This is a genomic window from Bacillus paramycoides (assembly GCF_038971285.1).
Classification (GTDB): domain Bacteria; phylum Bacillota; class Bacilli; order Bacillales; family Bacillaceae_G; genus Bacillus_A.
Window position 1 is genome coordinate 2,360,673 of sequence record NZ_CP152427.1, and the last position, 19,280, is coordinate 2,379,952.

The window sequence follows — 19,280 nt, forward strand, 5'->3', positions numbered from 1 at the left end:
GAAGGTTCACTTTAATGAACCTTCCTCTTTGTTTTTATTCTCTTTTTGAAGTGTATTCCAAGACTCTAAAATTTCTGATGTAACGAGAGCAGCGATGTTTTTCTCTGAATTACTACCAGGAATAACGACAGAAACGGCAATTTGTGGATCTTTGGTAGGAGCATATGCAATGAAAAGAGAATGATTGATCATTCTTGCTTGCTCATTCGGAAAACCTGTAATTCCTGTTTTACCTGCGACGTCAAAGGGCAGCTTTTTAATCTCCTCTATATTTTGACTCATTCCACCTTGCACGACATTCCAAAAGTTCATCGGATAATGATTTGAACTTTCTAAAATGGGTTTAAATTTTTTTGTTTCCTTACCATTTGGACCAATAATAGCACTTACGATGTGAGGTTTATATTTGTCACCTTTATTAGCTAAAGTTGCTGCATATTGAGCAAGTTGAAGAGGAGTGTGTACTTCATTTCCTCCCCAAGAGGCATTTAATAAAGCTGAGATTCCATTTTCAAATTTATTAGATGGATGAAGCTCATATTGTCCGTCTTCTTCAAATGGTAAATCAACCCCCGTTTTAGAACGAAGACCGAATTGCATTAAATAATCGGTCCATATGTTTGCTACTTTTTCTATATTACCATTATTTTCGTTGAATAAAGGTAGTGCTACTTTTGCTGTCATAAATGTGTTAGATGAATTAATGATAGCCTGCCGCGGTGTAATCTCCCCAGTTGGCGTTCCAGGTGCATTCACAATGTTATTTTGATTATCATACTGAAAACTACCCTTATCTAAATAAGTATCTTCAGGTTGAAAGAGCTTTTCGTTTAATCCAATTAAAATAGAAAGTGGCTTTATAGTAGAGGCCATATTTACATAAGATTCACCGTACTTTAATTTTTGAATTGCTTTATTTTGCGAAAGTGATTTAATGTTTTCTTTTCTAGAAGATACATGTGTATTTAATATATTTGGATCAAAAACTACCGAGTTGGCCATAGTTAAAATTGCGCCAGTTTTTGCATCGCTCACTACAGCATAACCAGCTTTAGCATCAGGTGTTTTCTTAATTTGAGATCTTAATGCTTCTTCTGCCTTTTGCTGCAACTCAGAGTCTAAAGCTAGCCGTACATCTTTACCTTTTTGTACTTTTTGAATGTTCCATAAGAACTTTTTATTAGTCAATTTAAAAATAAGAGTTTTACCCGGTTTTCCTTTTAAATCATTTTCATATTGCAGCTCAACCCCACTTTTTCCAACAGGCATATGCTCTGAATTAAGTTCATTTTCCACATAACCAATTACTTGTGAACCAATTTCATGCTTAGGATAATATCGAATCACTTCATCTTTAATTATTACATTATTGGGTTTGTTCTTATTTACGAATGTAAGTTCACTCTCATTTATGTCAGAGTATAACGGTATATCATTCATAGTTGGCTTTTTACAAGATTGTTGTAAGTGTAATTTTATATCTTTTGCAGAAATGTCATGTTGAAACTCGCTTGAAAATTGTTTGAAAAAAGCTAATGTGTTTGATGTATCTAGTTTCGATATCTTTTCATCATTAAAAGTGCAATATAGAGACTTAACTTTCTTATTTGTAGCTAGTATTACCCCATTTTGATCAAGTATTTGTCCTCTTTCGGCTGAAGTAGTTTCGATAGTAATTGAAAAGAAATGGCTTTTAAACAAAATTATTAATATAAAACCTACAATAGAAAGAATCGCTATAAATCTCCACCTTTTTATTTTTGTATGTAACATAAAACCCTCCCTTTTTAGCTTATTCCATATTATAGTTAATTATTTTTTTTGTAAATGTGGAACAACTTTATTATTTAGGTTGTCTATTAAGTATTACAGCATGAAGAAAGGAATAAATAGTATGAAATTTTACTTTTAAGATGGGTCGTTATACAGTGAAGCATTTCTAATGCAAGCGACAAAAATAGAGAGAAAACAAGACAGGAGAGTTTTGAATTACGTAGCAAAACGAAAAGAAATGGATGCTTACAATGGTTTAGTGAAAAAGTCGAATCGATATTTATAATCGGCCATCGTTACGTAATATATAAGCAAATATATGGAGGATTTATGGAAAAGCAAAAAGGAAATAAGAAGACATATATATCTATTCGATTAAATCTAATGTTCCTTTGCATATTTTTATTATTTTCAGCTATTATTATGCAGCTAGGAAAAGTGCAAATCGTAGAGGGAGAGGCTTATAAGAATCAAGTGGAAAACAGTCAAAATGCAACAACTAGTATTCCAGTTCCACGTGGACAAATACTAGATCGAGAAGGAAAAACAGTTGTTAATAATAAATCTCTTCGAACGATTACGTATACAAGGGCAAAGGGAATTACTAGTGAAGATATTTTAAAAACTGCAAAAGACTTGGCAAAAGTACTTGAAATGCCTGAACAAGATATAAACAAATTAACAGATATCGATAAAAAAGATTTTTGGATGCAGTTGAATACGAAACGTGCGGAGACAAAGATTACGAAAAAAGATATAGAAAAGTTTAAAGAAAAAGGTATAGAGGGAAAAGAGTTAGATAAAAAAATAGAAGACTTAAGACGAAGTCGCATTACAGAAGTAGAATTGGCAGAATTAACAGTTCAAGATTTAAAGGTGTTAGCTATTAAAAGTAAAATGAGCTCAGGTTATCAACTGACACCACAAATTATAAAAAAAGATGTAACAAATCAAGAGTATGCACAAATCAGTGAAAATCTTGCGGAGTTTCCTGGGGTAGATGCAACAGTTGATTGGGAGCGCAATTATGTAAATGGTGATTTATTTCGTTCCGTGTTAGGTAATATTACGAGTAGTGAAGAAGGTCTGCCAAAAGAAAATTTAGATTCTTATTTAGTACGCGGATATAACCGTAATGATCGTGTAGGGAAAAGTTATATTGAACAACGATATGAAGATGTGTTACACGGTACAAAAGAAGAAGTGAAAAATATTACAGATAAATCAGGAAATATTATAAACACAGAAATAATTTCTAAAGGAAAAAGTGGTAATAGTTTAACATTAACGATTGATATGGAATTACAAAAGAAAGTGGAAGAAAGTTTAGAGAAAAATTTGAGAGCTTTTAAGAGTTCAGAGCCACTATTGGACCGAGCTTTTGTCGTTATGACGAATCCGAATAATGGACAGATTTTATCTATGGCAGGCAAAAGAATTGTAGAAAAAGAAGGGGAAATGGAAATCGAGGATTTGGCATTAGGTAATATGACAACTTCGTATGAACTAGGGTCAGCTGTAAAAGGTGCAACTTTATTAACTGGATATGAGACAGGGGCTATACAACCAGGAGATCAATTTTATGATGCACCGATGAAATTTAAAGGTACACAAGCTAAGAAATCGTGGAATGTATCCGGATTTGGTAATATTAATGATTTACGAGCTCTACAAGTATCTTCGAATGTATATATGTTCCAAACAGCTTTAAAAATTGCGGGCGTTAATTACGTACCAAATGGTTCATTGGATATAAAACAAGAAGCATTTAATACGATGCGCTATTATTTTAAGCAATTTGGATTAGGAGTTCCTACGGGTATTGATTTACCGAATGAAATAATTGGACAAACTAGAAAAATAGATAGTCAGCCTGGTTTTTTACTAGATTTTTCTATCGGCCAGTATGATACGTATACGCCATTGCAATTAGCGCAATATATTTCAACAATTGCTAATGGCGGTTATAGAATGCAACCTCAAATTGTACAAGAAATACGAGAGCAATCAATAAAAGAAGAGGTTGGCAAAGTTATTCGTTCTATAGAGCCTGTCGTATTAAATCGGATTGATATGAAGACAGAGCATATTGATCGAATAAAAGAAGGCTTTAGATGGGTATTCCAAGAAGGTGATGGAACTGGCGTGAAGCATTTCAAAAATGCTCCATACAAGCCAGCAGGAAAGACAGGAACAGCTCAAACTGTATATGGTGGAGATGATCCAATTGGTAGAAATGCAAAAGGAGAACGTATGGAATGTTACAACTTAACGTTAGTTGGATATGCTCCCTATGATAATCCAGAAGTCGCATTCTCTGTAGTAGTTCCATGGCTTCATAACGATAAAAGTGGTATTAATTCTATAATTGGAAAAGAAGTTTTAGATGTATACTTTGATTTGAAAAAGCAGCGTATACAAGGTGAAGCTACTAGTACAGATAATCCGAATCAAAATCAGTAAAACTTGTCCCCTTTTCTAAGGGAAGAGATTCTGTTTATCCCGCTTTAATGGGCAGCCCGACCCCCACCTCAAAATTCAGCGAAAGCAAAGAATTTAGGTGGGGGTCGGGCTGCCCATAAAAGTCCGATTGGTGAGGGCTGATAATCAGTGGGGGATGAAGAAAACCCCCACTGATTAAAGTTTCACTTTATATAAAAGTTTTTATAAGTAAAAATGAGATTTGAAATAAGAGATAGTGGCGATCATTGTTGCTATCTCTTATTTTGTTAATTCGTTATAAAGTTTTTAAATTGATGGAACAAACTTGTTTCGGTGATTGTCTATTATGTGTAAGTAAAAAAGTATTAAGATCTTGAAAGGAATGATGATTTTGAAAAACAAGAGGATGCTAAAGATAGGAATATGCGTTGGTATATTAGGTTTAAGTATTACAAGTCTACATGCTTTTACAGGAGGGGTGTTCCAAGTTGAAGCGAAAGAAAAGACAGCACCAGTTAAACATAATAATCATGGGACGTATAAAGAATTCTCTCAACTTGAGAAAAAATATGATGCTCGATTAGGTGTGTATGCTATTGATGCTGGTACAAATGAAACAATCTCTTATCGACCTAATGAAAGGTTTGCTTTTGCATCAACCTACAAGGCGTTAGCGGCAGGGGTATTACTACAGCAAAACTCTACTGAGAAATTAAATGAAGTTATTACTTATACGAAAGAAGACTTAGTGGATTATTCACCTGTTACCGAAAAACATGTAGACACTGGAATGACGCTAGGAGAAATTGCTGAGGCTGCTGTTCGTTACAGTGATAATACTGCGGGAAACATTTTATTTCATAAAATAGGCGGACCGAAAGGATATGAAAAAGCACTTAGACAGATGGGGGATCGGGTTACTATGTCTGATCGCTTTGAAACAGAATTAAACGAGGCAATTCCAGGAGACATTCGTGACACTAGTACAGCGAAAGCAATTGCTACAAATCTTAAAGCTTTTACGGTTGGAAATGCACTTCCAGATGATAAACGTAAAGTACTTACAAATTGGATGAAAGGGAATGCAACTGGGGACAAACTTATTCGTGCTGGCGTACCAACTGACTGGGAAGTTGCAGATAAATCAGGAGCTGGAAGTTATGGGACACGAAATGATATTGCTATCGTTTGGCCACCAAATAGAGCACCAATTATTATCGCAATTTTATCCAGTAAAGATGAGAAAGAAGCTACCTATGATAATCAACTTATTGCAGAGGCGGCTGAAGTTGTCGTTAATGCTCTTAGGTGAGAATCTCTCAATTCTTTATGTAATGTAATTGAAAATATAAACTTGGAAAGCGATTCTTTTTAATGTGAAAAGAATCGCTTTTTGTATTCCTAATACATTTATAATCCGGGTAACAAAAGAATTAAATAAATATGTAATATTGCAAATAGCTATACTGGTTATGTACATTTTTAGTTTAGTCACAAAAATTTATAGAAAGCACACTCCCCTATATTCTCTTGGCATTATTAACTTGACATTGATATAGAATTAAACCTTTTAGAGCAATTGACGAAGGCTGTGAATATCTACTAGACAAAAACACTTTCATCATTAAAAGAGCTGTTCTTGAGTGTAAAATAAGGCAAACAGTGCCAAGTACTTTGTATACGAAAGTGTGTTTTTTCAAATACTTTAAGCAGAAAGCCTTTCAATAGGAGTGAAAAAAGTGATAAGAGACAAAAGTAAAATGATTCATCTATTTTTATTATTAATTGTTACTGCAGTTTTTATATGGTCTGTTATTAAGCCTGCAAGATACTCGTCATGGGCAGCGGAAGCTATTCCTGCCGTTCTCGGGCTAATCATTATAATTGTAATATACAATAAGTTTCGCTTTACTACTCTCTCTTATATCATTATTGCAATACTAGCCATCATAATGTTCATCGGCGGTCATTACACATACTCAAAGGTTCCTCTTTTTAATTGGATAAAAGATGTCTTTGATTTAAATCGAAATCACTATGATCGATTTGGACATTTGATGAAAGGCTTGTTTACAATTGTGATAAGAGAAATATTATTACGGAAAACTCAACTCACCGAAGGTCCTTGGTTAGTTACGATTTGTATAAGTGTTTCGCTTGCTATTGCTGCACTATACGAAATCATCGAATGGTTAGCTTTTAAAATAGCAAAGGGAGGAACAACAGCAAAAGACTTTTTAGGTATGCAAGGCGATATATGGGATGCACAATGGGACATGTCACTTGCCTTAGTAGGTTCGATTCTTGCGTTACTCACCCTTTCGACATTATATAACCGACAATTGAAAAAGAATTAATAAATTTCCAATCTAATAATACATAACTTTTCAGTTCCTTTTTGATTTTTTATAAAACTATTTTTTATATTTCAGTAAAAACCACTTGAGTAATATTAGAAAGTTCCGGTTTAAAAATCAAGAACTATTAGTATAAGTTGGCATCATAAATCTCTATAAAATATCGCATTATAAAATATGTGAAATTGAAAAGAGTGTTTCTTTTTACGATTTTTTTTCAGGGGGACAAAAATGAATATCCTTAATTTTTTGATGTCATTATTCGATTCAAAAAAAATAACTCAACAAATGTTTGAGTTATTCGGAAATAAAAAGAAGAACAATAAAGGTTGGATTTGGGTTTCTTTACTAGGATTAGGAACCGTTTTAGGTGTATTAGCAACACGTAATTCAAGCATGATGAAACCTATAAAAAAATACGTTTCAAGGTTTTCAAAATAAAACAAGATCATTTATTCCATCCAAAGTAAATTTAGCAAATATGGAATTTACTGATGAAATTACGCCTAACAACCAAGAGAGACATGGTAACCAAACTAATAATCACCACCATTACAAGACAAAAATCACATCAAAACAACAGTAAATAGATAGCCGGTTCTTTATTTTACAGGGAACCGGTTAATTTATTGCGTATTTTTACATGGAAAATGAGTAGAAAGGACATCTTGTATGGCTTAGTTAGTATAAGCGATAATTTTATTGAAAAGTGTACGGGGGTATGATAGCTCATGCGCCTTAGTAAGTATAAGTAAAAATTTCATGATTTCTGCGCAAATTGAGTGAGCCTTGTTTCATATAGGGGTGTAGAGGTTAAAGTTCATAAAAAAATTGTGGAAAAGCGAGAGATTGTCATTTTTGAAAGAGGTAGATAAACAAATTATAGGAAAAATCCAAGCCGAAACAAAATAAGAAAAAATGTTACGTCATCTAAAGAAAGTGATAGTTAAGTGTACAGTGGGGAGCAAGTAATTGAGGAATCTCTTTATTATTACACCAAACAAGTCCTATAAAAGAATGGTTGCGAAGAAAGATGGAAATAACGAGAGATCGGAGTGCAGATCGATAGTTTCTTTAAAATTATGACGGATGCTTTTAATGAGTTGTAATCTGTTTGTGCACTACAGTTGTGGGACTCCACACAATTAAGAGTTGTTGTTAGCACAGTTCGCAATAATAACAGCAGCTTGCAGCATTTCCGCCACTTCTTATACATTGACGGTAACATTCCCAACGCGGGTCGGTTTGTTGCCCATAGGCATAAGTCTGATATTGCTGTGAACTATATGGTGTTACTATAGGTGCTGTATACGATGGTTGTACTGAGTAGGAATAAGTAGGAACCATGTAAATAGGTTCACACCATATACGGCAATAATCGTAATCATGCCCACTATTTAAACAAGCTTGCATACAAGTTGGACGACGAAACATACGTATCACTCCTTGTTTTGATATTCGTTCCCATATAGTTTATTGAATTTAACATAAATTAGATGATTGTCTATTCATAAATAGGTAGTTGTCTAAATCGGTGGGGCTGATAGTTAAGAAAGACTTAAATACAAGTGGTTACTAAAATAGTGTTTTTCTGAAATTGTTCTCCTTTAATGTATCTCATGTATCAGTCTCCTTATCTCATTTTTCCTACGATTCATCTCAGCTCCAGAAACCGTGTAACGGAAACTAAAGAAACATGAAACCAATTAATATAGTAAAAGAACAATTTAAAAATATGTTGAGATTATAAAATGGTGCCAAGAAAGGATTGCTCATTTTATGCTTCTACAGTTCATACAATAAATTGATGAATTTCTAAAAACGGAAACATATTCGGAAATTTATGCTGATGGTGAGTAAAGTGAAGAAGCTTGGGGTTGTGAAAAATTAGGGAATGTAAAAGGGGATTTTTTATGAAGAATGAACGTGTAGTAACTTGTAATAAAAAAGGAAGTATTGCAGTCGTTACAATTCAAAACCCACCAGTCAACACTTTAAGTTTAGAAGTAGTTCAACAATTAGTAGATGTATTAGAGGAAATAGAAATTGATAATGATATTTCAGTCGTAATTATAACTGGAAGTGGAGAAAAGGCTTTTGTGGCAGGAGGGAATATAAAAGAATTTCCAGATTGGATGGGCAAAGGTGAAAAATATGCCGAGATGAAATCATTAGAATTGCAACAGCCACTTAATCAACTAGAGAATCTGTCTAAACCGACTATAGCTGCTGTTAATGGGTTAGCACTAGGTGGCGGATGTGAATTAGCACTTGCTTGTGACTTAAGGGTAATAGAAGAACAAGTTTTAATTGGATTACCAGAAATTACGTTAGGTTTATTTCCTGGTGCTGGAGGAACCCAACGCTTACCTAGATTAATTGGAGAAGGGAAAGCAAAAGAGATGATGTTCACCGGGAAATCGATTACAGCAAAAGAAGCAAAAGAAATAGGTTTAGTTAACTACATTACACCTCGAGGAGAGGCGTTAAATAAAGCAAAAGAGATTGCAAGGGATATAAGTAAATTTTCTCTTCCAGCTCTCGCCTATATGAAGTTGGCAATTCGCGAAGGTGCAACAGTACCTTTACAAGAAGGGCTTGAGATTGAAGCGCGTTACTTTGGAAAAGTATTTCAAACAGAAGATGTGAAGGAGGGGGTAAAGGCATTTATTGAAAAAAGAATGCCGTATTTTACAAATAAATAGAATGGGACGCAAAAAGGTATCAAGGTTTAGTCTACACTATGCCAATATAGATGCTATTTTTAAAGCTATTTATTTGGTTTTCGAAACACCTTTCAGATCTAGTTCGTCTTAATAAGTACATTTGTAGTAGCATGTATATTTTAAAAATGAAAATAAATAAAAAAGCGGAGGAATAGAATGGAAAATGGTACAAATGAAAAGGAAATAAATCAAACGCCTTTAGTAAGTGTATTAATTCCTACGTATAATCGTCCACACTACTTTGAAAAAGCTTTATGTAGTGTATTAGAACAAACATATCCTAATATAGAAATTATAATAGGGGATGATAGTACAAACGACGAAACAGAGAAAGTGTTACAAAAGTACTTGTATGATCATTCAAATATTATTTATATAAAGAATAGGTCAACTCTTGGACAATTTGAGAACTCACTTATGTTATTTCATAAAGCGAAAGGTGAGTATATAAACTTCTTAATGGATGATGATTTATTTCATGTAAATAAAATTGAAAAAATGATGAAATACTTTTTAAATGACCTAGATAATGAAATTAAGCTTGTAACATCCCATCGCCAAGTAATGGATGCAGAAGGAAACCTATTGCCAGATGTTTATTCAACGATGCGTTTATTTTATACAGATACGATTATAGATGGGCCACAATTAGGAAATATGGTGATTATGAATCAAAAGAATTATATAGGAGAACCGACAACGGTTTTATTTCGTAAAAGTGATTTAACAGAACCGTATGGTGTGTTTGATAAAAGGCGGTATCTTTGCAACGTAGATGTAGCTTCATGGTTATCCTTACTGAGTAAAGGGAAAGCAGTATATATAGCGGAGACCCTCAGTTACTTTCGATTACATTCAAATCAGCAGTTAAATGAATCTAATAAAATGATGGATGGGTTAGAAGATTTTTCGCATAGTATTATTATAGCTGGAGAAAAATATGGTTTCTTATCTTCCGAAGAGGAGTTAGACAAAGCTATTACTAATTTTCTAGACTATGCAAGAAGAATTGTTCCATCACCCATACTATATTCATTGGACTATTATCAACAAATCAAGCTAAAGAAAATAAATATAGAAAAGAAAAAACAGCGTATGAATATCAACTCGCACCTTCCAAAAGTCAGTATACTAATTCCTGCCTACAATAGACCTCATTACTTAGAATTAGCTCTCAAAAGTGCTTTGAATCAAACCTATGAAAATATTGAAATTATTATTTCTGACGATAGTACAAATGATGAAGTAAAAGCAATGATCCAACCATACTTAAAAGAATATGAGTGTATAACATATGTTAAAAATGAAAATCCATTGGTGGCTGAAAATTTTAATCAATGTATAGAGCTTGCTACTGGTGAATATATAAATTTTTTATTAGATGATGATTTATTTCATCATGAAAAGATTGAGAGAATGATGAAATACTTTTTTGAATTAGAAAACATTGCATTTGTGACGTCGTACCGTGAACTGATTGATGAGAATGGAGAGATATTACCACCCTCAACATTGAATGTGAAAATTGCCACAGAAACTACAATTTTTGAAGGGGAAACACTAGGGAATTATATGTTGAAAAACTTGAAAAACGTAGTTGGAGAACCGACAACGGTTTTGTTTAATCGCAATTTTTTTGGAGGGAAATTTGGTTATTTTAAGGGAAAAGCGTATTCTTCCATTAATGACATTGCAACTTGGTTAGATATGATGAGGAAAGGGAAAGTAGTTTATATACAGGAACCTCTTAGCTACTTTAGACAACATAGTGGACAAAATCAAAAACAAATGCACTTTATATTAATGACAATTGAAGAATGGATTGAATTAATTACAGATGCACATAATAGTGGTTTTTTAAATGCTGAACAAGATTATAAAGAGAGCTTATCTTATTGTTTGGAGAATGCAGGATTTATACTGAAGGATGCAGTAAGAAGTGGAGAACTAAATCAAATTTATAATGAAAAGATAAAAAGCGGGTTAAATAAACTAGTTACTCATATATTCGAGAAAGATATTTGTTATTGCCAATATTGCAATCAACAATTTGAAAAATTTTCCCCTTGGCCAGCAAATTATGATTTTCTAAAATATCAATTTGAGATGTGGAATAAAGATACAGGTATCTGTCCAGTTTGCTATTCGATGGATCGTGACAGGTTGTATCGTGCGTACATTGAAACAGAAACCGATTTGTTAAGTAGAAATTATACTATGCTGCATATTGCACCTGAAGTGAAGGTAAGAGGATGGCTTAACCAATTTAAAAACATTACTTATATATGTGGGGATTTAGAACCAAAGGATTCTTTAATGGAGGAAATTGATATTACGAGAATTGCATACGAAAATAATACCTTTGATGTTATTTTATGTAGTCATGTATTAGAACACGTGCCTGACGATGAAAAAGCAATGCGAGAATTATATAGGGTACTAAAGCCAAATGGATGGGGAATTATTCAGGTGCCAATAGTAATGAATGTAGATTTTATTATAGAGGATAAATCTATTGTAACCCCATTATTGAGAAAAATAGCCTTTGGTCAAGAAGATCATGTAAGGATTTATAATCGATCGGGATTTATTCAACGATTAACAGATGCGGGCTTTAAAGTGGAATTGTATAACATAGCTGAGAAACAAGGAATAGAAATTGCTAGGAAATTCGGATTATCTGAAACGGATATGCTTTATATTGTCCGAAAATGATAGGAAGGAATAGATAGATATGGAGAATATTCCTTTTTTACGTGCTTCAACTGTACCTGTAATAGAGTATTTGGACGAATTGAAGGAAATTGATACATCTCACATATATACAAATTATGGACCTATAAATCAACGTTTTGAAGATACGATTATGTCGGAATTTTTTCAGAACAGGGGAGCTGTTACAACAGTAGCAAACGCAACGCTAGGGTTAATGGCGGTAATTCAACTTAAGAAAAGAAAAAAAGGAAAATATGCTCTTATGCCTAGTTTTACATTCCCTGCTACTCCGTTGGCAGCTATTTGGTGTGGCTTGGAGCCTTATTTTATTGATATTTCATTAGATGATTGGTGTATGGATAAAACGGTACTTTTGGATAAGATTGATGAATTAAAAGAAGAGGTTGCTGTTGTTGTTCCATACGCAACATTCGGATCATGGATGGAATTGAAAGATTATGAAGAATTAGAGAAAAAGGGTGTTCCGGTTGTTGTTGATGCGGCACCAGGGTTTGGATTAATGCATGAGGGTATACATTACGGTCAGAATTTTAGTGGTATGATTGTATATAGCTTTCATGCAACAAAGCCTTTTGGAATTGGTGAAGGTGGTATGATATATAGCTATAATGAGGAAGAGATAAATCAAATTAAAAGAATTGGGAATTTTGGATTTGATCATAATCGTGAATGTATGATGATGGGGTTTAATTGTAAAATGACTGAATATGCAGCAGCTATTGGGATTGCAACGATAAATAAATGGAATCAAAAAATGCAAGAACGAAATCGTATCTCTGAATGGTATAAACAGTTATTACAAAGTACGGGATTAATGAAAAAAGGTTGGCAAGTTCAAAAGACAGAAGCAGCTATTCATCAATTTATGCCTATTCTCTGTCCAGAAAAAATTAACAATATGCAAGTAATAGAAGTGTTGAAAAAGCAAAAGATAGAAGCTAGATCATATTTTTCACCATCTTGTCACCAACAAGATTTCTTTAAAAACTACAAGTCTACAGATTTAACAAATACAAATAAAATAGCAAAACGAATAATTAGTCTACCTTTATGGGAAGGAATGACGAAAGAAATCGTGGAGCAAATTATAATGTGTTTAATGCAGAAGGTGGTGTCCACAGATGAATAGTTTTTATAGTCAAGAAGAGTTGAGCGAAATTGGCTTTCTATCTGTCGGGGAAAATGTATTAATAAGTAAAAAAACCAGTATATATAATCCAGGTGCTATATCTGTTGGAAATAATGTAAGAATCGATGACTTTTGCATTTTAAGTGGCAAAATTACAATTGGAAGTTATTCGCATATAGCGGCATATACAGCGTTATATGGAGGAGAAATGGGGATTGAAATGCATGATTTTGCAAATATTTCATCAAAAACAATTGTATATGCAGCAATTGATGATTTTAGCGGAAATACATTAATGGGACCGACTGTTCCACATCAATATAAAAATGTGAAGGCTGGAAAAGTTATCTTAAAAAAGCATGCCATTGTTGGTGCGCATTCTATTATCTTTCCAAATGTAGTAATAGGAGAAGGAGCGGCAGTTGGCGCGATGAGTATGGTAAAAGAAAGTTTAGATGATTGGTATGTGTATGTCGGGGTGCCCGTAAAAAAAATAAAAGCTCGTAAAAGAAAGATAGTAGAATTAGAAAATGAATTTTTAAAAAGCATTAATTCCTGAGTCTTTAAAAGATTTCGCTGCAAATTATCTCAAAAAAATAAACAAAGGCATGTGTGTATGAGGGGATATTATGCGATTACTAGTAGGGTGCAAAAAGTTATAGAGCTGTGCGGATAAAATTTTGATTTAAACCATAAATTTGCCGTTTCGGTAAGGTTATGGTTCTTTTTGTTTGTGGAAGAAAACTTGTAATAGAGGGCACCACATGTCCATCACCACTAAGACGGCTTTAAAGTAGACATAAATTCGTGAACTACTCGCGACTTAGCAAAGCTTAAAGTGGAAGCTTCTCAGTTCCGCGACGAAAGTAACCTTTCGACTCCCTGAGCGTTACTTCGGGGTGTTCCACCCCTAGATGTCCAACGCATGGACGCTCTTTTGGTACGGTTGATATTTTACGCAGGAACCGAATGGCTTGGTTTTCGCACTCTATTTTCTTCCTGCAACCTTCTATATCAAGTTATCAAAGAACTTCATATAGCTAGTTTATCAAAAGTTTTTGGCTATGCCAAACCGAAATTCATCTCCCACCTATCGTTGGGCTATGCCCTTCACACGCTTGAGGAAGGAGAATTCTTTCGGGGAATATATTAATCTTATGCCAACACTTGATGAAGTGCTTAACCATTTTCCAGATCGTTCTTTTCTTATTCATATTAAAAGTGATGATGAAAATGAAGGAATCCAATTGGCTACTTACCTCAAGAAACTACCAGCGAAACGCCTTTCTCAACTAACAGTATATGGTGGTGATAAGCCGATTGCTGCGATAAGAGAGCACATCCCTAATTTACGAACGATGTCAAAAGCAACCATGAAAAAGGATCTTCTTACTTATATGGCGTTAGGGTGGACTGGTTACATACCTTCAAGCATGAAGCATGGAGAGTTACATATACCAGATAAAGTAGCTCCTTTGCTTTGGGGATGGCCTAATCGTTTTCTTAATCGAATGGATAAAGCAGATACTCGAATTATCGTTGTAGGAGGAAATGGGCTTGAATTTTCAAGTGGATTTGACTCATCTGAAGATATAAAACGCCTTCCAGATGATTATACAGGTGGAATTTGGACAAATCGTATTGATAAAATAGCACCTCTATTTAGAAAATAAGGATGACATTAAAAGCGGAGTTTTTTCATGTATTTGGCCCTTTATATTTTAAAACAAGACCTATAGAAAATATTGAAGTTTAATCTACCGAAAAAACCCTCTGATTTCATATATATTATGGAAATCAGAGGGTTTTTTAATGAATGTGACTTATTCAATTTATATTCAAGCAAAAGTCCGACATGGATTAAAAAATAAACTGCTAGATGTACAAAATGATCTTTATCTATATAAGTAACTAAATGTAGATAAAGTTTGGAGGTACTTTCAAAACATTTAGTTGATAGGCAGTGGCGGTGCTTCTATCTAATTTTTAAATAAAGTCATGATGTTTATAAAAAAGTCGCGACGTTTTGCCCCTTTGGATTTGTTTATCTAAAGAGCCATTTAATTCAGTAAGAAGGAAAATTTATTAGACGAAGAGACATGCTCTAAGCACATAGCGTACCGTAACTTTATAAATATTTTTCTGTTAATTCAGATAAATATTTATAAATATAAAATATAGAATTTTTTGAATATTTTATATTTACAAACAAATGAGTGTGGAATATTATAACAACATAAGCTTTTTAGTACATGAAAAGGAGTTGATAATCATGGAAAAAGTTAAAGTTAAAGTTAACATTAAAGCTGAAGAGTTAACATCTTCACTTGGCGAGCCACGCGCTTAATCCAAGTGTGGAAATTATGACAACATAAATTTTTAGTACATGAAAAGGAGTTGATAATCATGGAAAAAGTTAAAGTTAAAGTTAACATTAAAGCTGAAGAGTTAACATCTTCACTTGGCGAGCCACGTGCTTAATCTAAGTGTTGTATATTATTACAATTTAGGTTTTATTACATAACAAGGAGTTGATAATCATGGAAAAAGTTAAAGTTAACATTAAAGCTGAAGAATTAACATCTTCACTTGGCGAGCCACGCTATTAATTCAAAGTAGTAATTGGGCCTATTTACATTAGGCCCAATTACTGATTTTTTGATTTAAAATATGAATAATATTTAGTTTATATATTATATAGATTTTCAATATTTTATTTTAGAGAGGTTACTATAATGAAAAAACAAATTGAATTCCCTATAGTATCATCGTCGATTGAGCCTATAAAACTGTCGAATGGAGATATATTTCTAAACAGCCATATGGGGCGTCATATGAGAATTGAAAAAGCAGAATCTATACTTGAATGTTTACTTGAAAAATGTGATGGCACTAAAAATATACAGCAAATTGTTAATGAATTAAGATTAGAAAATTATGATATATCAGAAGTAGAAATTGAGGAAATATTAGAGGCATTTTCTGAAAATGGAATTGTAGTTGAATGTAATAAAAGAAAGATTCCAGAATGGCTTTCTAATGAACAATATGATCGGTATTTTACCTTGATTGATTTGTTTGAAAATTTCCCGGATTTTAAAAATAATCCATGGGAAGCTTTTGAAAAAATTAGAAATGCCAAAGTTGGAATTATAGGTATGGGAGGAACAGGTAGCTTATTAGCAATGATGCTTGGAGCTACTGGTGTTGGTTATCTTAAATTAATGGACGGAGATCAAATTGAATCCTCTAATTTAGTTAGGCAGATTTTTTATGATGAAAATCAAATTGGTGAATTTAAAGCTGAAATTATTAAAAAGAGAATAAATTCATTTAATAGAGATGTTAATGTGGAATGTATTAATAGTTATGTTGAAAATTTAGAAGATGTTTATTCGTTTGCTGATGGTCTTGATTTTATTTTTGTAGAAGCTGATGAACCAAGATTTATATTGAATAGGTGGGTAAATGAAGCGTGTATAAAGTTAAAAATTCCTTATATAGGAAGCTTTGCTCAACAGATTGGTCCATTATTTATACCAGAAGAAACAGCTTGTTTTACATGCTATGAAGAATATATAAGACAAAATTTAGACAAAAATGATTATGAGGATTTAATTATTGGGATGCAAAAGAAACGAGGAAGAAAGTATCCTTCTGTTGTTTCAGGAATTACATTATCATCACATTATCAGTTTTTAGAATGGTTTTCTTGGTTAACAGGTACATATGAGCCTTTAACTAAAAATAAAGTTTTAACTTTTAAAACAGGTGATATTGTAAGAACAGAGGATGTTTTGAAAAATGAATTTTGTGAATCGTGTTCTATATAATTTATTAATCTAATATTTGATAGGAGATGTTTAATTAATGGAAAGAATAGAAGATATATTTACTATTACTCTAGAAGAATCTAAATTGAAATATGAAGCAAATGAATTTTTATTAGCCCTTTTAGATACATATAAAGAATTATTAAGTAAGCATGAAATAGATTTTTCAGATGAGTTAAAATACCATCCATCTATGGCTTGGTCAATTTATCGTGATCCTGACAATGTTGAGCTTTTAAAAGAAAATCTTGCTATCTCAGAACAAGATAAGTCATGGTTTAATTCTATAAATGATAATGAGTGGGTTAGTCGTTCACTTGATATTTTATCTGAAAGTAATTCAAAAGATTTAAATAGAGAAATTGTGTTGAAAATGAATGTTCCAACTACAGAAGAATGTGAATTAATTAATAGAGCTTTAAGTATTATTGAAGAGGCTTGGCCAGAAGCTTATAAACAAATAAAATTATTATCAAAAAAGGTTGTTGTGATTGGTTCTAATGGTGATAATTTTACTTCGGCTACTGGAGCATATTCATTTGGGGCAATATTTTTGAAAAATAAACCAGGTTGGAATGCTATGAATTTTGTTGATGTTTTAATACATGAAAGTGGACATCAAGCATTAATGGTTAAACAAACATTTGGAAGAATGATTGAGAATTTAACTAAAAAAGCAGATTCTCCTTTAAGAGAAGATAAACGTTGGTTAAATGGTACGTTACATGCTACATATGTGTTATGGAGAGTTTTAAAAGTATTTTCTAAAATAAAAGAATCTGAAGTTGTTTTATCTGAAGAGGAAAAAATAACAATGGATAACTTGGAAAAAGAATTTATTTTGAGATTAGAAAAAGGTGTGGAGATTTTAGAAAACGAAGCTGAGTTTTCTAATTTAGGGAAAATCTTTTTTGATGAAATTAAACAAGAATTGAGCGAGTTTTTATTAATTTATTCTTAAGGAGAGTTTATGAATTTATTTAAGTATTTGAAGCAAACGTTTCATTTTCCTGGTTTTCAAAGTTTTTTATATTCCGGTTTCTTAACAAGTATTGCGAATTGGAATTATGTAGTTGCAATGACCGCTTTGATTTATCAGCAATTTGGAACTACAGGAGTTGCGATATTTGGTCTTACAAGACAAATTCCATATATACTTTTTTCACCTATATCTGGTTATATAATTGATAGATTTCCGAGGAAAAAAATAATTATTTTTATAAATCTTTTAAATGTACTATCTATGACAATGCTTATTATATTTTCTTTCTTAAAAATTAATTCTTTATATGTGTTTCTTCTAGTTTCCTTAATTCAGGTGTTTGTAGGAACTATAGATTACCCTATTAGATTGACTATTGGTAAAAAATTAGTTGATAAGGATTCATTATTAGCAATGAATACACTTACGACTTCATTAGGCACAATTTCTCTTATGATAGCCCCTATTATTGGAGGCGTATTGGTTGGTTTAAACAATTTATTTTGGGCGTTTTTAATTAATGTTCTAGTATATTTAATTTGTTTAGTTTTAGTGTGTTTTATACCAAAATCTATCAATCAAAATTTTGATGGATTGTTGCAAACTGATCAAAAGGTTAAAATTTCAGATTCTCTAAATAATATTGTAGAAGGTTTTAAATTTATTTTATTCAATAAAAAGATTTTTTCTGTCTCTATTATTTTATGCTTTATTCATATAGTTGTAGGATCAGTCTTTGTTTTTGTACCATATCTTGCTGATATAACTGGACAAGCAGGTTCAGGTACGGGATATTATTTAGCGATTAATGGATTAGGTTGTGTTATCGGAACTTTATTAGGTGGACACTTTGGTAAGAAAAATCTTACTTTTATAATTTGGATAAGCGTATTAGGTTCTTTTATTGCTTGTATTATTTGTGGTGGAATAAATCATGTTTTCGTGGCATATTTAGCAGTTTTATTTATAGGTATTTTTACTATGTTGCCGGAAGCACCTATTATGACTATTATTCAGGAAGAAACTCCTGACAATGCTTCGGGAAGAGTATTTGCAGCTATTGATGTTTTAATTATAGGTGGTATGGGAATAGGTTCATTTTTAGTTGGTTGGTTATTTGCTAATACAACATTTATGTTTACTTTGTTTGTTATTGGTATTTTGCCAGTTATTGTTTCACTACTTATGAATAAATTTTTATATGTTAAAAACGATCAAGTAAATAATAGCTCTATTACAGAAGCATGATTTTGTAAGTAATAATATTTTTATATTTAAGTGTATACCCTAAAAAATTAATGA

12 protein-coding genes and 3 pseudogenes are annotated in these 19,280 nt (G+C 32.4%); 12 read left to right on the forward strand and 3 right to left on the reverse strand.

Going from position 1 to position 19,280, the window contains the following annotated elements:
• Window positions 1-6 precede the first annotated feature (6 nt).
• Window positions 7-1,773, reverse strand: a complete 1,767-nt coding sequence (locus AAG068_RS12260) for a peptidoglycan D,D-transpeptidase FtsI family protein (protein WP_342719468.1) — start codon at window positions 1,771-1,773, stop codon at window positions 7-9.
• Between the two features lie 330 nt (window positions 1,774-2,103).
• Between AAG068_RS12260 and AAG068_RS12265 the strand changes: the two genes are divergently transcribed.
• The gene (locus tag AAG068_RS12265; protein WP_342719469.1) at window positions 2,104-4,236 is read left to right on the forward strand and encodes a peptidoglycan D,D-transpeptidase FtsI family protein; all 2,133 of its coding nucleotides are present in this window, start codon (window positions 2,104-2,106) and stop codon (window positions 4,234-4,236) included.
• A 361-nt stretch (window positions 4,237-4,597) separates the two neighbouring features.
• The gene (bla, locus tag AAG068_RS12270) at window positions 4,598-5,527 is read left to right on the forward strand and encodes a class A beta-lactamase Bla1 (RefSeq protein ID WP_428845992.1); all 930 of its coding nucleotides are present in this window, start codon (window positions 4,598-4,600) and stop codon (window positions 5,525-5,527) included.
• A gap of 7 nt (window positions 5,528-5,534) precedes the next feature.
• Here bla and AAG068_RS12275 read toward each other — a convergent pair.
• Window positions 5,535-5,689, reverse strand: a pseudogene (locus tag AAG068_RS12275) (undecaprenyl-diphosphatase); the annotation flags it as partial.
• Between the two features lie 265 nt (window positions 5,690-5,954).
• Between AAG068_RS12275 and AAG068_RS12280 the strand changes: the two are divergent.
• Together AAG068_RS12280 and AAG068_RS12285 are read left to right on the forward strand one after the other, a co-directional pair.
• The gene (locus tag AAG068_RS12280) at window positions 5,955-6,572 is read left to right on the forward strand and encodes a DUF2238 domain-containing protein (RefSeq protein WP_342719471.1); all 618 of its coding nucleotides are present in this window, start codon (window positions 5,955-5,957) and stop codon (window positions 6,570-6,572) included.
• Window positions 6,573-6,803: 231 nt separating this feature from the next.
• Window positions 6,804-7,158: pseudogene (locus AAG068_RS12285) on the forward strand (hypothetical protein).
• Window positions 7,159-7,730: 572 nt separating this feature from the next.
• Here the strand turns inward: AAG068_RS12285 and AAG068_RS12290 are convergent.
• On the reverse strand, window positions 7,731-8,006 hold the full coding sequence (locus AAG068_RS12290; RefSeq protein ID WP_342719472.1) for a hypothetical protein: 276 nt from the start codon (window positions 8,004-8,006) through the stop codon (window positions 7,731-7,733).
• A gap of 479 nt (window positions 8,007-8,485) precedes the next feature.
• On the opposite strand from AAG068_RS12290, the gene AAG068_RS12295 reads away from it, so the two are divergent.
• The 8 genes and pseudogenes from AAG068_RS12295 to AAG068_RS12330 all read left to right on the forward strand — a co-directional run bounded on the left by AAG068_RS12295 (window position 8,486) and on the right by AAG068_RS12330 (window position 19,226).
• A complete protein-coding gene (locus AAG068_RS12295; RefSeq protein WP_342719473.1) occupies window positions 8,486-9,277 on the forward strand; it encodes an enoyl-CoA hydratase in 792 nt (263 codons plus the stop codon).
• A 177-nt stretch (window positions 9,278-9,454) separates the two neighbouring features.
• Window positions 9,455-12,013 (forward strand): glycosyltransferase, encoded by a 2,559-nt coding sequence (locus AAG068_RS12300; RefSeq protein ID WP_342719474.1) that lies wholly within the window; start codon window positions 9,455-9,457, stop codon window positions 12,011-12,013.
• A gap of 19 nt (window positions 12,014-12,032) precedes the next feature.
• The gene (locus AAG068_RS12305) at window positions 12,033-13,163 is read left to right on the forward strand and encodes an aminotransferase class I/II-fold pyridoxal phosphate-dependent enzyme (RefSeq protein ID WP_342719475.1); all 1,131 of its coding nucleotides are present in this window, start codon (window positions 12,033-12,035) and stop codon (window positions 13,161-13,163) included.
• The gene (locus AAG068_RS12310; RefSeq protein WP_342719476.1) at window positions 13,156-13,722 is read left to right on the forward strand and encodes an acyltransferase; all 567 of its coding nucleotides are present in this window, start codon (window positions 13,156-13,158) and stop codon (window positions 13,720-13,722) included. Before AAG068_RS12305 ends, AAG068_RS12310 begins: the two co-directional genes overlap by 8 nt.
• A gap of 580 nt (window positions 13,723-14,302) precedes the next feature.
• A pseudogene (locus AAG068_RS12315) lies at window positions 14,303-14,836 on the forward strand (glycerophosphodiester phosphodiesterase family protein); the annotation flags it as partial.
• 1,062 nt (window positions 14,837-15,898) lie between these two features.
• Window positions 15,899-16,996 carry a ThiF family adenylyltransferase gene (locus tag AAG068_RS12320; RefSeq protein WP_342719477.1) on the forward strand — a complete coding sequence of 366 codons (1,098 nt, stop codon included), beginning with the start codon at window positions 15,899-15,901 and terminating at the stop codon, window positions 16,994-16,996.
• A 37-nt stretch (window positions 16,997-17,033) separates the two neighbouring features.
• Entirely contained in the window at window positions 17,034-17,957 is a 924-nt protein-coding gene (locus AAG068_RS12325) for an aKG-HExxH-type peptide beta-hydroxylase (protein WP_342719478.1), read from the forward strand.
• A 9-nt stretch (window positions 17,958-17,966) separates the two neighbouring features.
• On the forward strand, window positions 17,967-19,226 hold the full coding sequence (locus tag AAG068_RS12330) for an MFS transporter (protein ID WP_342719479.1): 1,260 nt from the start codon (window positions 17,967-17,969) through the stop codon (window positions 19,224-19,226).
• The last annotated feature ends 54 nt before the right edge of the window (window positions 19,227-19,280 follow it).

What these genes read in the sequence shown, in the direction of transcription:
- bla (WP_428845992.1), top strand. Translation starts at nt 4,598, where the DNA reads ATGATGATTTTGAAAAACAAGAGGATGCTAAAGATAGGAATATGCGTT.
- AAG068_RS12305 (WP_342719475.1), top strand. Translation starts at nt 12,033, where the DNA reads ATGGAGAATATTCCTTTTTTACGTGCTTCAACTGTACCTGTAATAGAG.
- AAG068_RS12310 (WP_342719476.1), top strand. Translation starts at nt 13,156, where the DNA reads ATGAATAGTTTTTATAGTCAAGAAGAGTTGAGCGAAATTGGCTTTCTA.
- AAG068_RS12265 (WP_342719469.1), top strand. Translation starts at nt 2,104, where the DNA reads ATGGAAAAGCAAAAAGGAAATAAGAAGACATATATATCTATTCGATTA.
- AAG068_RS12260 (WP_342719468.1), bottom strand. Translation starts at nt 1,773, where the DNA reads ATGTTACATACAAAAATAAAAAGGTGGAGATTTATAGCGATTCTTTCT.
- AAG068_RS12330 (WP_342719479.1), top strand. Translation starts at nt 17,967, where the DNA reads ATGAATTTATTTAAGTATTTGAAGCAAACGTTTCATTTTCCTGGTTTT.
- AAG068_RS12300 (WP_342719474.1), top strand. Translation starts at nt 9,455, where the DNA reads ATGGAAAATGGTACAAATGAAAAGGAAATAAATCAAACGCCTTTAGTA.
- AAG068_RS12290 (WP_342719472.1), bottom strand. Translation starts at nt 8,006, where the DNA reads ATGTTTCGTCGTCCAACTTGTATGCAAGCTTGTTTAAATAGTGGGCAT.
- AAG068_RS12320 (WP_342719477.1), top strand. Translation starts at nt 15,899, where the DNA reads ATGAAAAAACAAATTGAATTCCCTATAGTATCATCGTCGATTGAGCCT.
- AAG068_RS12295 (WP_342719473.1), top strand. Translation starts at nt 8,486, where the DNA reads ATGAAGAATGAACGTGTAGTAACTTGTAATAAAAAAGGAAGTATTGCA.
- AAG068_RS12325 (WP_342719478.1), top strand. Translation starts at nt 17,034, where the DNA reads ATGGAAAGAATAGAAGATATATTTACTATTACTCTAGAAGAATCTAAA.